The 12,626-nt window shown below is 60.7% G+C and carries 17 protein-coding genes and 1 tRNA gene; 11 read left to right on the forward strand and 7 right to left on the reverse strand.

Annotated elements, in window-relative coordinates:
• Window positions 1-99 precede the first annotated feature (99 nt).
• Window positions 100-1,881 (forward strand): aspartate--tRNA ligase, encoded by a 1,782-nt coding sequence (aspS, locus tag ACOYQJ_RS12020; protein ID WP_422906258.1) that lies wholly within the window; start codon window positions 100-102, stop codon window positions 1,879-1,881.
• Between the two features lie 130 nt (window positions 1,882-2,011).
• Here the strand turns inward: aspS and ACOYQJ_RS12025 are convergent, their stop codons facing one another.
• Complete coding sequence (locus ACOYQJ_RS12025; RefSeq protein WP_422906259.1) at window positions 2,012-2,269, reverse strand: hypothetical protein; 258 nt, start codon at window positions 2,267-2,269, stop codon at window positions 2,012-2,014.
• 201 nt (window positions 2,270-2,470) lie between these two features.
• Between ACOYQJ_RS12025 and ACOYQJ_RS12030 the strand changes: the two genes are divergently transcribed.
• Both ACOYQJ_RS12030 and ACOYQJ_RS12035 read left to right on the forward strand, forming a co-directional pair.
• Complete coding sequence (locus ACOYQJ_RS12030) at window positions 2,471-3,856, forward strand: DUF1800 domain-containing protein (protein ID WP_422906260.1); 1,386 nt, start codon at window positions 2,471-2,473, stop codon at window positions 3,854-3,856.
• Window positions 3,856-5,076, forward strand: coding sequence for a DUF1501 domain-containing protein (locus ACOYQJ_RS12035; protein WP_422906261.1), 1,221 nt, complete (start codon window positions 3,856-3,858; stop codon window positions 5,074-5,076). The genes ACOYQJ_RS12030 and ACOYQJ_RS12035 overlap by 1 nt, the downstream gene beginning before the upstream one ends.
• Before the next feature lie 21 nt (window positions 5,077-5,097).
• Here the strand turns inward: ACOYQJ_RS12035 and ACOYQJ_RS12040 are convergent, their stop codons facing one another.
• The gene (locus ACOYQJ_RS12040) at window positions 5,098-5,817 is read right to left on the reverse strand and encodes a response regulator (protein WP_422906262.1); all 720 of its coding nucleotides are present in this window, start codon (window positions 5,815-5,817) and stop codon (window positions 5,098-5,100) included.
• A 136-nt stretch (window positions 5,818-5,953) separates the two neighbouring features.
• On the opposite strand from ACOYQJ_RS12040, the gene mce reads away from it, so the two are divergent.
• Together mce and ACOYQJ_RS12050 are read left to right on the forward strand one after the other, a co-directional pair.
• Entirely contained in the window at window positions 5,954-6,358 is a 405-nt protein-coding gene (gene mce / locus ACOYQJ_RS12045) for a methylmalonyl-CoA epimerase (protein ID WP_422906263.1), read from the forward strand.
• On the forward strand, window positions 6,358-6,645 hold the full coding sequence (locus ACOYQJ_RS12050; protein ID WP_422906264.1) for a DUF1467 family protein: 288 nt from the start codon (window positions 6,358-6,360) through the stop codon (window positions 6,643-6,645). Before mce ends, ACOYQJ_RS12050 begins: the two co-directional genes overlap by 1 nt.
• 25 nt (window positions 6,646-6,670) lie before the next feature.
• On the opposite strand, the gene ACOYQJ_RS12055 is transcribed toward ACOYQJ_RS12050, so the two are convergent.
• Both ACOYQJ_RS12055 and ACOYQJ_RS12060 read right to left on the reverse strand, forming a co-directional pair.
• Entirely contained in the window at window positions 6,671-7,360 is a 690-nt protein-coding gene (locus ACOYQJ_RS12055) for an EI24 domain-containing protein (RefSeq protein WP_422906265.1), read from the reverse strand.
• On the reverse strand, window positions 7,357-7,935 hold the full coding sequence (locus tag ACOYQJ_RS12060) for a nitroreductase family protein (RefSeq protein WP_422906266.1): 579 nt from the start codon (window positions 7,933-7,935) through the stop codon (window positions 7,357-7,359). Before ACOYQJ_RS12060 ends, ACOYQJ_RS12055 begins: the two co-directional genes overlap by 4 nt.
• A 99-nt stretch (window positions 7,936-8,034) precedes the next feature.
• Between ACOYQJ_RS12060 and ACOYQJ_RS12065 the strand changes: the two genes are divergently transcribed.
• Window positions 8,035-8,292: a DUF167 domain-containing protein gene (locus ACOYQJ_RS12065; RefSeq protein WP_422906267.1), complete on the forward strand. Its 258-nt coding sequence runs from the start codon at window positions 8,035-8,037 to the stop codon at window positions 8,290-8,292.
• Here ACOYQJ_RS12065 and ACOYQJ_RS12070 read toward each other — a convergent pair.
• Both ACOYQJ_RS12070 and ACOYQJ_RS12075 read right to left on the reverse strand, forming a co-directional pair.
• Complete coding sequence (locus ACOYQJ_RS12070) at window positions 8,289-8,525, reverse strand: DUF8831 family protein (protein ID WP_422906268.1); 237 nt, start codon at window positions 8,523-8,525, stop codon at window positions 8,289-8,291. The two genes, ACOYQJ_RS12065 and ACOYQJ_RS12070, sit on opposite strands and share 4 nt — an antisense overlap.
• 47 nt (window positions 8,526-8,572) lie before the next feature.
• Window positions 8,573-8,923: a thiol-disulfide oxidoreductase DCC family protein gene (locus tag ACOYQJ_RS12075; RefSeq protein WP_422906269.1), complete on the reverse strand. Its 351-nt coding sequence runs from the start codon at window positions 8,921-8,923 to the stop codon at window positions 8,573-8,575.
• 133 nt (window positions 8,924-9,056) lie between these two features.
• Here ACOYQJ_RS12075 and ACOYQJ_RS12080 point away from each other — a divergent pair, with 133 nt between their 5' ends.
• The 4 genes from ACOYQJ_RS12080 to ACOYQJ_RS12095 all read left to right on the forward strand — a co-directional run bounded on the left by ACOYQJ_RS12080 (window position 9,057) and on the right by ACOYQJ_RS12095 (window position 10,732).
• The gene (locus tag ACOYQJ_RS12080; protein WP_422906270.1) at window positions 9,057-9,791 is read left to right on the forward strand and encodes a M48 family metallopeptidase; all 735 of its coding nucleotides are present in this window, start codon (window positions 9,057-9,059) and stop codon (window positions 9,789-9,791) included.
• A gap of 106 nt (window positions 9,792-9,897) precedes the next feature.
• Window positions 9,898-10,161: a DUF6455 family protein gene (locus ACOYQJ_RS12085; RefSeq protein ID WP_422906271.1), complete on the forward strand. Its 264-nt coding sequence runs from the start codon at window positions 9,898-9,900 to the stop codon at window positions 10,159-10,161.
• Window positions 10,158-10,463: a DUF6455 family protein gene (locus tag ACOYQJ_RS12090; protein WP_422906272.1), complete on the forward strand. Its 306-nt coding sequence runs from the start codon at window positions 10,158-10,160 to the stop codon at window positions 10,461-10,463. Before ACOYQJ_RS12085 ends, ACOYQJ_RS12090 begins: the two co-directional genes overlap by 4 nt.
• Window positions 10,460-10,732: a DUF6455 family protein gene (locus tag ACOYQJ_RS12095; RefSeq protein ID WP_422906273.1), complete on the forward strand. Its 273-nt coding sequence runs from the start codon at window positions 10,460-10,462 to the stop codon at window positions 10,730-10,732. The genes ACOYQJ_RS12090 and ACOYQJ_RS12095 overlap by 4 nt, the downstream gene beginning before the upstream one ends.
• Window positions 10,733-10,789: 57 nt before the next feature.
• On the opposite strand, the gene ACOYQJ_RS12100 is transcribed toward ACOYQJ_RS12095, so the two are convergent.
• Window positions 10,790-11,773 carry a complex I NDUFA9 subunit family protein gene (locus tag ACOYQJ_RS12100; protein ID WP_422906274.1) on the reverse strand — a complete coding sequence of 328 codons (984 nt, stop codon included), beginning with the start codon at window positions 11,771-11,773 and terminating at the stop codon, window positions 10,790-10,792.
• A gap of 148 nt (window positions 11,774-11,921) precedes the next feature.
• Between ACOYQJ_RS12100 and ACOYQJ_RS12105 the strand changes: the two genes are divergently transcribed.
• Window positions 11,922-12,007 (forward strand) — tRNA-Leu (locus ACOYQJ_RS12105).
• The last annotated feature ends 619 nt before the right edge of the window (window positions 12,008-12,626 follow it).

The raw sequence follows: 12,626 nt of genomic DNA on the forward strand, positions 1-12,626 counted from the left end.
AGCGGGTCAAAAACCGCCGATTCCCTTGACTTTGGCCCCCCCAAAGGGTGTATCCGCGCCTGACCTGTATTTACGGCCTTCCATTAAAGGACCTCGACCATGCACGCCTTTCGCAGCCATACCTGCGCCGATCTGACCAAGGACAACGTGGGCGATACCGTTCGCCTTTCCGGCTGGGTGCACCGCATCCGCGATCACGGCGGCATCCTGTTCATTGATCTGCGCGATCATTTCGGCATCACCCAAGTCCTGTGCGACCCCGACAGCCCGGTTTTTGCCGAGGTCGAAAAGGTGCGCAGCGAATGGTGCATCCGGATCGATGGCAACGTGAAGGCCCGCGATCCCGAACTGGTGAACCCAAAGCTGCCCACGGGCGAAGTTGAGGTGTTCGTGCGCGACATGGAAGTGCTGGGCAGTGCCGACGAGTTGCCTCTGATCGTGTTTGGCGATCAGGAATACCCCGAAGAGACGCGCCTGAAGTATCGCTATCTGGACCTGCGCCGCGAAGCGATGCAGAAAAACATGGCGATGCGTTCGGACGTTGTGGCCTCCATGCGCAAGCGGATGTGGGACAAGGGGTTCCGCGAGTATCAGACGCCGATCATCACCGCGTCGTCCCCTGAGGGCGCGCGCGATTTCCTTGTGCCGTCGCGTCTGCACCCGGGCAAGTTCTATGCCCTGCCGCAGGCCCCGCAACAGTTCAAGCAGCTGATCATGGTGTCGGGCTTTGACAAGTATTTCCAGATCGCACCCTGTTTCCGCGACGAAGACCCGCGCGCCGACCGGTCGCCCACCGATTTCTACCAGCTCGACATGGAGATGTCCTTTGTCGAGCAGCAGGACGTGTTCGACACGATTTCCCCGGTGATCGCCGGTGTGTTCGAGGAGTTCGGTGGAGGTCGCAAAGTCGATGCGCCCGGCGATTGGCCGCAGATACCCTACAAAGAGGCTGCGCTGAAGTACGGCACCGACAAGCCCGACCTGCGCAACCCGATCGAGATGCAGGATGTGTCCGAGCATTTCCGCGGATCGGGCTTTGCGATCTTTGCCAAGCTGCTGGAGCAGGACGGCACCGAGATTCGTGCCGTACCCGCGCCGACAGGCGGCTCACGCAAGTTTTGTGACCGGATGAATGCCTTTGCCCAGAAGGAAGGGCTGCCCGGCATGGGCTATATCTTCTGGCGTGATCAGGGTCAGGGCATGGAAGCCGCGGGTCCGTTGGCAAAGAACATCGGGCCCGAGCGCACCGAAGCGATCCGCCAGCAGTTGGGTCTCGGCGTTGGCGATGCGGCGTTCTTCCTTGGTGGCAAGCCCAGCGCATTCGAGCGCGTGGCGGGCAAAGCGCGGGACGTGATCGGCGCCGAGTTGAAGCTGACCGACGAAAACCGCTTCGCCTTTGCCTGGATCGTGGATTTCCCGATCTACGAGAAAGACGAGGAAACCGGCAAGATCGACTTTGAGCATAACCCCTTCTCCATGCCGCAGGGTGGGATGGCGGCGCTTGAGGGCGATCCGCTGGCCGTGAAGGGCTATCAATACGATCTCGCCTGCAACGGGTATGAACTGGTCTCCGGCGCGATCCGGAACCACAAGCCGGACGTCATGCTCAAGGCCTTTGAACTGGCGGGCTACGGCGCGGACGAGGTCAAGTCACGCTTTGGCGCGCTATTCCAGGCGTTCCACTACGGCGCCCCGCCGCACGGTGGCTGCGCCGCGGGCATCGACCGCATTGTGATGCTGCTGGCCGATCAGCAGAACATCCGCGAGGTCATCATGTTCCCGATGAACCAGCGCGCCGAAGACCTGATGATGCAGGCACCGTCGGACCCCAGCTCGGATCAGTTGATGGAATTGGGTCTGCGGGTGATCCCGCAGGACTGATCACGTCACTGCAAACAACAAAAAGCCCCGCTCCTGCTCAGGATGCGGGGCTTTTTTGTAAAGGGCCGGTTGTCGAACAACATCCACGCGCCCGGTGGGAAATGCCCCCTCCGGAACACGACCCGCCGTGTCAGTAGACCGAGGCCACCATTTCCGTCGCAACGATTTCGGACCCGAAATACATCACAAGGCCGAACATCAAAGCCGAGGTGACACCCATGATAAGCAAGCGCCCCGCCTCGTTCTTGCGATACGCAGCTTCGGGTCCGGATTTTTCCAGCGTTGACTTCGTGACAAAGTATTTGATGACCACAAGGGCCGAAAGCAACATGACCGTTACCATCACCATCATCAAAGCGGCCTGAATCCCCATGACGTCTATCTCCATCTCTTGTTCAACGCTAAATTGCATAGAGAATGTGGCGGACTTGGGATCACGATAAGGGCTTTTAATGAAAAATTAACGTTAATTCGTGGTCAGCGCGACATCAGCACTCTTTCGCGCAGGTGGTGCCATAGCGCCGGTCAGACCTTTATGCCGCCGAAAAATCACCTAGGTTGATCGCAAAGCAATCAGGCTGTGCGCCCCATGACATTCGAACCGATTATCGCTGACATCCGTTTCGGATGCGGCCTTGCCCCGCATATCGCGGCTCCGTCAAGTTTGCAGGCGATACTGGATGGGCTAACCGAACCGGATCGCATGTCGATACGTTTCCCGATCCCCAGCTATGCCAAATTTCGCGATCGGTTGAAGATCAGGGCCGAACTGCAGGGGCAGCTCAAAGCCAGCCGCGGGACGGATCAGGCCGCTGACGTGCGCGAAAACATCCGTTTGATGAACGCCGAGGCCTACAGGGATCAACTGCAATGGTTGGCGGTGCATCTGGTGCGGCGCAGCCATTCGGAAACCCCCTTTCTGGAACGCCTGGAGGGCTTTTGGGCGGATCACTTTACCGCCGCTGGCAAAGGCGGGCTGATCAGGCGCGCGGCATCGCCCTACACCGAGTCAGCCATCCGTCCGAAGATGGCCGGCCGGTTCGAGGACTTGCTGATTTCCGCCGTGACCCACCCTTTGATGCTGCACTATCTCGATCAGCAGCAATCGGTCGGGCCCAATTCCGTGCGCGGCAAGAAGGCTCCGGGAAAATTCGGGCTGAATGAAAACCTCGCCCGAGAAGTCATGGAACTTCACACTCTGGGCGTGGATGGCCCCTACACCCAAGACGACGTGACCCAGATGGCCGCGCTTTTGACTGGGCTTAAGAGCAACAACAAAACCGGGCGCAAGTTCCTTTTGGGTCAGGCGGAACCGGGCTTAAAAGTGGTGCTTGGCAAAACCTATGGGCATGACGCGCCAAGCTTTGGCGACATCGAAGCAGTCTTGCGGGATCTCGCCCGGCATCCGGCCACCGCGCGGCATTTGGCCCGCAAACTGGCGGTCCATTTCGTGTCGGACGCTCCCGATCCGGACTTGGTCCGCGCGATCGCGGCCGCTTGGATCGACAGCGACGGGTTGCTTACACACGTCTATGAGGCGCTATTGTCGCATCCTGCGGCGTGGACTGAAACTGCAGTAAACGTGAAACGACCGTTTGACTTTGTCGCGTCGGCCTGTCGCGCGCTGGCGGTTTCGGCACCGACCTTGCTGCAAATGGAGGACAAGGACATGCGGCGCAGGTTCCTTGGCCCGTTGAGCCTGATGGGCCATGTCTGGCAGCAGCCAAACGGCCCGGACGGGCTGGAAGAAGCGGACAGCGCATGGATCACTCCGCAAGGCATCGCCGCGCGATTGCAATGGGCGATGGCAGTGCCGCAAATGCTGGTGTCCCAATTGCCCGACCCGCGCCAATTCGTGGAAACCGCATTGGGGCCGAAAGTCCCAGAGCGCGTGCGTTTTGCCGCCGCAGCCGCTGAAAGCCGCAGCGACGGGATCGGGCTTGTTCTGGCCTCACCTGCGTTTCAAAGGATGTGATGACAATGGACAGACGGGCCTTTCTGAGTCGCACTCTGGGACTTGGCTGTTCGCTGGCCGCCAGCCCCCTAGTCACCCCGATGAGCTTTGCCGCCGCCCCCGGGGACAACCGGCTGGTGGTGATCATCCTGCGGGGCGGCATGGATGGCCTTGGCGTTGTCCAGCCCTATGGCGATCCGAATTATCAGAACCTTGGGCGCAAGAGCGATCTGGACAGCGCCGAAGGGTCTGCTGATCTGGATGGGTTCTACGCCCTGCACAACGGGTTGCGCCCGCTCCTGCCGCTGTGGCAACAGGGCCAGCTTGGCTTTGTCCACGCGGTCTCGACCCCGTACCGCGACAAGCGCAGCCATTTCGATGGGCAGGATCTGCTTGAGGCTGGTACAGTCGGCATTGCAGGGGTGCGCGACGGTTGGTTGAACCGGCTGCTGGCGCACTTGCCCGGCAGCGCGATGGACACCGCCTATGCCATTGGGAACGACGCTCTGGCGATTCTGGATGGCCCGGCGCCGGTGGCCCGCTGGTCGCCCGAGACCGATCTGGTCATGTCACCGCAGGCGATGCATTTGGCCCAGTTGGTCATGCAGGATGATCCCGCCATGTCCAGTGCTCTGGCCGAAGCCTTCCAACTGGCGGCGAGCGATGGCGATGGCGTTGCCATCGACGGCGGGCCGCAGCAGATGATGCAAATGATGCAGGCCGATGCCCGCGCAGCACGTCAGTCAGGAAACCGTCTGGTTGCGGAATTCGCAGCCTCGCGCCTGCGGCAAGAAGCGCGCATCGCCGCCTTTTCGCTGAACGGCTGGGACACCCACATCAATCAGGATCGGGGCCTGATGAGGCCGCTCACCAACCTGTGTGACGCAATACTCGCCCTGCAGGACAGTCTGGGCGCTGAAATCTGGGCCAAGACTGCCATTGTCGCAATGACTGAATTTGGCCGCACGGCGCGGATGAACGGCACAAAGGGAACCGATCACGGGACTGGCGGCGCGATGGTTCTTGCGGGCGGGGCGGTGCGCGGTGGGCGCGTGGTGTCCGATTGGCCGGGGCTGGCCGAAGCCGAGCTTTATGCGCGGCGCGATCTGGCCCCAACCCGTGACCTGCGTGCTCACGCGGCTTGGTTGCTGCGCGGGTTGTTCGGGATCGACGCCACCACGCTTGAGCGGGACGTGTTTCCCGGTGTCGAACTGGGAAGCAATCCGGGCCTGTTGCTTTAGCCCCGGCACGATCGCGCCCTCTCAGATCGCCACGCGATCCGACAGACGATCCTGCACCAGTGCCGCAACCCGGGCCAGAATGGCCTGCAAAGGGCGCCCCTTGGCCCGAGCTTCGGCCAGATCTTCTGCGGCAGACTGCAGGGAATTGTCGCCCGCGCTATGGGCCACGCCACGCAGGAACTGGGCCAGATAGTCCAGCATCCGCCCATCACCGCGTTCATCCAGAACATCGGCAGCATGGGCCATATCATCGCGGTACGCCAAAGGATCAGGTCGCACCGGATCGTCGCTGACCAGACGCGGCCCCCTCGGTTGACGCTCGACCGGCAGGGCCGAGAGGATCTTGCTTTGGAACACCACGACGGATTCGACCGGCTTGGCCAGAAAACCATCCGCCCCGGCAGCAAGGGCGACGTCTTCGGAAAAGCTGTCGCCGCTGGTGCCAAGAACCACGTCGATCCGCGGCGTGGCATGCGCGAGTTCAGCGATCAGTTCGGCACCCGATCCGTCCGGCAACCCAAGGTCGATGACCGCCACGCTGGGGCGGTAGACTTGCAGGTGGCGGCGCGCCGATGCGATACAATCGGCCCGGCGGATACGGGCGCCCGAGCGCAGGCAAAGCAGCCGCATGGCGTCACAGGCATAGCGGCTGTCCTCAACCACCAGAACCGTCAGCCCGAGCAGGGGGCGCGTGGCAGTCGGCCGCCGTTGAATTTCCAGTTCGTCACGATAGTCGTCCATAATCCCCTCCAGTGGCAGGTACGAATCCATGCTGCCCCCAACAGGGTGAATAAGCGGTTAAAGGCCGCACCGCCTTGTCCGGCTGTGCCCTGCACGCCATAACCTGTGGCAACCATTCTACCGTAGGAGAGCCCGCATGATCGGTCGTCTGAACCACGTTGCCATCGCCGTCCCTGACCTCGAAGCCGCCGCCGTGCAGTACCGCAGCGCCCTTGGCGCAAAGGTCGGCGATCCGCAGGATGAGCCGGACCACGGCGTCACAGTGATCTTTATCGAACTGCCTAACACCAAGATTGAACTGCTTTATCCGCTGGGAGAGAACAGCCCGATCAACGGCTTTCTGGAAAAGAACCCCTCGGGCGGGATTCACCATATCTGCTATGAGGTGGATGACATCATCGCTGCGCGCGATCACCTGAAAGGCACCGGCGCCCGCGTGCTGGGCACCGGAGAGCCCAAAATCGGCGCGCATGGCAAGCCCGTGCTGTTCTTGCACCCCAAGGACTTTAACGGCTGCCTTATCGAGTTGGAGCAGGTCTGATGGGAATCACTTCGGGAATCGTTTTGTTTGCAGTGCTTTGGTTTCTCACCTTTCTGGTGGTGATTCCGATCCGTCTGCAAACCCAAGGGGATGTTGGCAAAGTGGTGCCGGGAACCCATGCCGGCAGTCCGGAGGTCCACAACCTGAAGCGCAAGGCGTGGATCACAACCGGAATCGCAGCGGTGCTATGGGCGATCCTTGCCTTCGTCATCCTGTCTGGCGCCATCACGGTGCGCGACATCGACAGTTGGATGGGCCAGCGCATGGCTCCGATCGAAAGCCAATAAGCCCGGTGGGCGGGAAACTCCCGCCCTACCTGTCACCCAAGCGGTGGAAGATATGGGTAAAGGTCGCCGCGCCCAGAACCGGGATCAGCAGGTTCACAAGCGGGATCGACAGCGGCAGCGCCATCAACACGCCCGCCGCCCAGATGGTCACCAGATGCTTGCGCCATAATGCCTTGGCCGCCGTCCTGCCGACGCGGCGCATCGCGGCCAGCGTGAAATATTCCCGCCCCAGCAGGAACCCGTTCAGCGCCCAGAAAATGAACGGCGCGAAGGGCGTGAGAAAAACATAGAGCACCAAAGCGACAAGGTTCGCGCCAATCAGCACGCCAAGGAATGACAGCGTATCGCGCACGGCTTCGGTTAGCGGGACAGTCTCGGCGGGACCAAGCGCGGGATAGTGCCTGTCCTCGACCGCCTGCGCGACGTCTTCAAGGAACATCGAGGTGATGGCCGAAGCCACCGGCACCATCAGAAAGACCGACAGAAGCAATGTCAGCGGGATCGCCGCCCAGCTGATCACATTGTCGACCCAGCCCACTTGCCCGATCCATGGCAGGGTTACGGTGTCACCCACCAGCCAACCGACGCCCCAAGCAAAGGCCAGATAGAATCCGAACAACAACAGGATCGTCAACCCGATCCCGCGCAGCAAGACGCTGCGAAAGCGCGGATCGCCCAATTGGCTCAGCGCCTTGAGAAACGCGCTGACGATCATTCCGAAACCCACTCCGTTATCGCGTCGAGATCGGGGCGCGGGCGCTCTGGCGGCGTTGCGCCTTCTGTGCCGATGTGAACAAATCCGGCAAGGCTCTCGTTCTCGGCAAGGCTCAGTGCGGCCTGAAGAAAACCCCTGTCGTGGCTTGCCCAGCCCGATAGCCAATTCGCGCCCCACCCAGAAGCCAGCGCCGCGTTCAGCAACGCAAGGCAGACCGCGCCAGCCGAATAGGTCTGTTCGATCGCGGGGATCTTGGGGCTGTCTTTTTGAACTTCGATCACGGCAACGCAAAGCGGGCTGTTCGAAAAGGCGCTGCTGGCCTTTACGATGTCTTCTTCGGATTTGCCCAGCCGGGCTCCCGCCACCGCCACTGCTTTGGCCATGCGGCCCAAGGCGGCTCCTTGCAACACGACAAAGCGCCATGGCTCCAGCTTGCCATGATCGGGGGTGCGTGCGGCCGCGGTCAGCAAAGGCATCAATGCTGCGCGATCCGGTCCGGGCGCCTTCAGCGTCTTGGCAGGGCGGGACCGCCGGGTCAGCAGGAAATCCATGGCGGCTTGGTTTATCTCGGGCATCGGTCATCCTATTGTTCGCTAAGCCCTTATGTCAGCGCTGACGCCCAAGGTTTCAACCGCCAAGTTGCAAAGCCTTCGCCCCGACGCTAGGCCTTTGCCATGAAAACCAATGATCTGACTGACCTAGCCATCCCAGGCACCACGCTTGATGTGCGGGTCACCCCCAAGGCATCGCGCAACAAGATCGAGCGCGATGGCAATGCCTTGCGTGTCTATGTCACGACGGTTCCAGAAAGCGGCAAGGCCACGGCGGCGGTGCAAAAGCTGCTTGCCAAGGCGCTGGGGGTGCCGAAATCTCGGCTGACCCTGATCCGCGGGGAAATCTCGCGCGACAAGGTCTTTCGGATCGACGATTAGTCTCTGACGCGGCGGGTGTAGACGCCTTCCGGCAGTTCCAGCGCCGCGATCAGGTCATTCAACTGCGTGATCGACAGGGTGATTTTGTGCGCGCTGTCGGTGCGCGGGTCGAATTGTTCGACCGTAACGCACTCTTCAAAGCTGGAGACGATCACGTCTTCCTGCAAATGACCCGCGCCCTCGTCCACGAGTGTCACGACCGTGGCGTCAAATTCGTGCTCGATGCTGAACATGAGGAAATCCTAACGTGGCTGCGCCTGAGTTGAAAGCGCTTGTCTGGCTATCTTTGACGGCGGCGGTGCAGCGCGTAAAGGGCTGGCGCGGCAACATGATCGTAAAGCGCCGCAATAGCTGTGCGGATCCCCGGCAGGCGGACAAGTTGGGCCAGCCAACGCAGATGTGGAAGATCGTCCCAAAGCAAGGCAAAAGCGGGAATGCCGCTCACAAGCTCACCGTGCTTAACGACATGAAAGCGCCGCGCGGCCATGTCCTCGGTCAGTCCAAAATGGGCCAGATCACATTCCGACAATCCGGCAAAGACGATATCCCGCCCCCGCCGCTCCGCCGCACGCGCGTAACTGTTCACTTCGCGCGAACAAATCGGGCAGGTATCGTTGTAAATCACGGTCATTTTCGGATCAGTGGTCATAAAGTTGTAGATAAGCTCCGGCGCCTCCTCGCCAAGTGATCACATGGGGCTGGCCCAGCGACCAATCGCCGCCTATCGTCGGCACAACCGCTCATGAACCGTACCGGAATCCCTGATGCTCCGAATCCTTCCCCTGCTGTTTCTTCTGCTGGCGGCCTGCGCCGAGCTGCCCATGCCGGATCCGACCGCGCAGCCTCTGCCCGACGCGCAGGCCAGCCCTGCCCGGACAAGTGTCCAGCAACGCGCGCAGAGAGCCGCGCGCCAGTTTGTTCAGGTCGTCGATACGGTGGAACCCGTGGCCGAGCAGGTCTGCCGCAAGCGGTCGTCCGGGCTGAACTGCGATTTCCGGATTGTTGTGGATGACCGCGTCGATCAATCGCCCAACGCCTTTCAGACCGTTGATCGCGTGGGGCGGCCCATTGTTGCCTTTAACCTTGCGCTGATCGTCTCGGCGGAAAACGCTGATGAGCTGGCTTTTGTCATGGGCCACGAAGCGGCACACCACATTCTGGATCACATCGCCAAGACACAGGAAAGTGCCACGGTGGGCGCCGTGATCTTTTCCGGGATCGCGGCAATGTCCGGGGCAGACGCCGACGGCATTCGCTCGGCCGAGGAACTCGGGGCGACCGTCGGCGCGCGTACCTATTCCAAGGATTATGAACTGGAGGCCGACCGTCTGGGCACATTGATCGCGGCGCAGGCCGGGTATGATCCGGTGCGCGGGGCGCTGTTCTTCAATCGCATTCCCGATCCCGGCGACCGCTTCCTTGGCAGCCACCCGCCGAATGCGGCCCGGATGGAGATTGTTCGGCGCACCTATGCTGAAATCGCCGCAGGCAACAGTTGAGTCATCGCCTTTCACGTTCTTGCCCACGTTGACCTGAGTCAAGGCAGGTTCCCCATCGACTGCTACCCTTGCTGTCACATGTCCTGACAGTCAGGGAGACGGACCAATGCAAAGTCGAGAAACACTCAAGCGCCATGCCGGTCTTGTGGACCAGATGGCCAACGCGCAGGAATTGGATCTGGAAGAACAGATTCTGCGGGGCAATCTCAGCATTTCCGAATTGGACGATGCTGTTCTGCGATGCACCGGATGCACCCAACCCTGCACTTGCGAAACATGGCTGGCCACCCGCAGCGCACCAGTAGACGCGCCGCCTGAATATTGCCGCAACGCCGAATTGTTTCAGGATCTGAAGCGGGCAAGCCAATGACCAGAGATCAGGCTGACCGCCGCCCCTATCGCCCACTTGGCCCGGAACGCCGCCACTATTGGATGGCGCAACGCATGGCAAAGGCCACCGGGGTCGATCTTGTCGAAGCGATGGAAGAGCATGCCCTGACACAGGAAGATTGGTCCAGAATCGTGACCCGGTGCCGTGGCTGCGAGTGGGTTCAGGGCTGCAAGCACTGGCTGGCCCAAGGCGGTGACACCATCCGCGATTTGCCCGAAGGCTGCGCCAACCGGGCTCGCTATGCCGCATTGCGCACAGTAACCGAGGAGGCAGACCTTTGAGACCAGCGCTTGGCGATCCTGCCCGCCATTTCTTTATGACCCGCAGTGTGGCCCGGGTGATGGGCCTGAGCCTGACAGAAGAGCTGCAAACCGGGCATCTGGCGCCCGAAACCTATGCGGCCATGGTCACGCGCTGCCGGGGCTGCGCCCTGATCGAAGCCTGTGAAGAATGGTTATCCAGTCAAACCCAGCTGAGCGCCGCGCCGCCGCCGGGCTGCTGTAACGGTGTCGAACTGGCCAAGCTGCGCAAAGGGCAAAAGGCCATTTGAACGCCCCACATGCAAAAGCGCGCCACAAAGGACGCGCTTTTCTCATTCTTCAAAATCTTAGTGCGCGCGAAGGTTCTTTGCGGATTCCTTGATCGCGTCGTACTGGCCCGAAGGGCGGTAAGGCCACAGATATTCGTCCAGAACCGCTTCGGTCGCTGTCGGACGAATATCCAGATCCGCCAACCCCTTCGCGCCTTCGCTGACCACATTGTCGGTCTTGAGCGACCGCACCTGATCCTTGGTAATCTGCGCCGGAACCAGCCCAAGCGAAATCGTCTGAACCAGGTCAGAGACCGAGCCGATAACACCCGCCGCAAAGAAGGGGATGTTCACAATCATGCGGCGACGGTGGATCGTTTTCAGCATTTCCTGCATCAGTTCGCGGAAATTTCGCACCTCTGGACCGCCCAGTTCATAAATGCCGCCGGGAGCCGTCCCCAGAACGCCTTTGACCGCCGCTTGGGCAACGTCGTCCACATAGACCGGCTGAAATTTGGTTGTGCCACCAACGATCGGCAGCACCGGCGAAAGTCGGGTCATCTTGGCGAAACGATTGAAAAATTCATCTTCCGGCCCGAAGATGACCGAAGGCCGAAGGATCATTGCTCCCGGCATATGCTTCAGGACGCCCTCTTCGCCCAGACTTTTGGACTTCGCATAGAGGCTTTCTGCGTCTTTGTTGGCACCAATCGCCGAGATGTGAACCATTCGCTCGACAGCCTGCTCGGCAGCGATTCGGGCGACCCGCTCGGCACCTTCATGCTGGACCGCGTCAAAGTTGTTCTTGCCGCCTTTGTCGAAGGTACCAACGCAGTTGACCACCGCGTCTGCGCCATTCATCACCGCACGAACGCTGGCATCATCGCGAATATTGCAAAAGACCGGCTCTACCTGGCCGACGGCGCCGTAGGGACGCACAAAGATGGCTTCATTCGGGCGCCGCACCGCGACTCGGACACGCCAGCCCTCCTTGGCCATGCGACGCGCAATATAGCGGCCCACAAAGCCGGACCCCCCATATATGGTGACGAGCTTAGACATCTAGCGTCTCCTCAAGGACATTTCGCGCTCAGGAATACCTTTGTGAACGCCGACCCGCAAGGCGCAGGATCGCCGCGCAAAGATCTTTGTGAAAAAGGCCGTTGACACTCAAGCCTATGGGCCTTAAACGCCTGCTTCACCAACCCGTGCCCAGATGGCGGAATGGTAGACGCGCTGGCTTCAGGTGCCAGTGGCCGCAAGGCCGTGGAGGTTCGAGTCCTCTTCTGGGCACCATTTATTCATAATAATATCAATTGATGTCAGAGACTTGCAGCGCAGTTGCGCTTTTCACTCCACCTTTGCGCACCTCCATTGATCCGCCTCAGAAAGCCAACTTTTGCTTTCCCAAATGACCGCATGAAAAATGGCCTATGCTCGCCGGTCCTTTGCTAGACCCGGCAAACTTTTGGCCGCCCCCTCCCTAGTTGGGCGCCTAATAGTCTCTGGCTAATTTCCTGAGACTGCTGGCTAACGCTGCTAGATCGCGCACCGCGATACTCTTGCCACAGCGGCGATAGTTCGGATGTGCAGATCCGCGCTCAGCGCCACCGCCAGCGCCATGCATTCGACAAACTGCCCAGCCGCTCACCGCCGGATTTTTTACATAGAACGCCTGAGAGCCTTGAATGGGCAGTGCATCGCCGGGCCGCGTGCGCGCTGTGCATGAGGTTAGCGTCACTTTTTTTCACAAGCCCCCCTCTCAGAAAGGAATGGCGCGCCTGGCACCCACCGGTGACAGGTGCAATCTCTGGCTTGGATATGGGCTGAGGTCGGTCCTAGGCCGTGTTGACAAAAGGGATTTCCACCGGGCGCTGATCGTGATTCAAGCTGGTATCTGCAATGGAGAACAACT

The organism is Pacificoceanicola algae, from assembly GCF_049341065.1.
Classification (GTDB): domain Bacteria; phylum Pseudomonadota; class Alphaproteobacteria; order Rhodobacterales; family Rhodobacteraceae; genus Pacificoceanicola.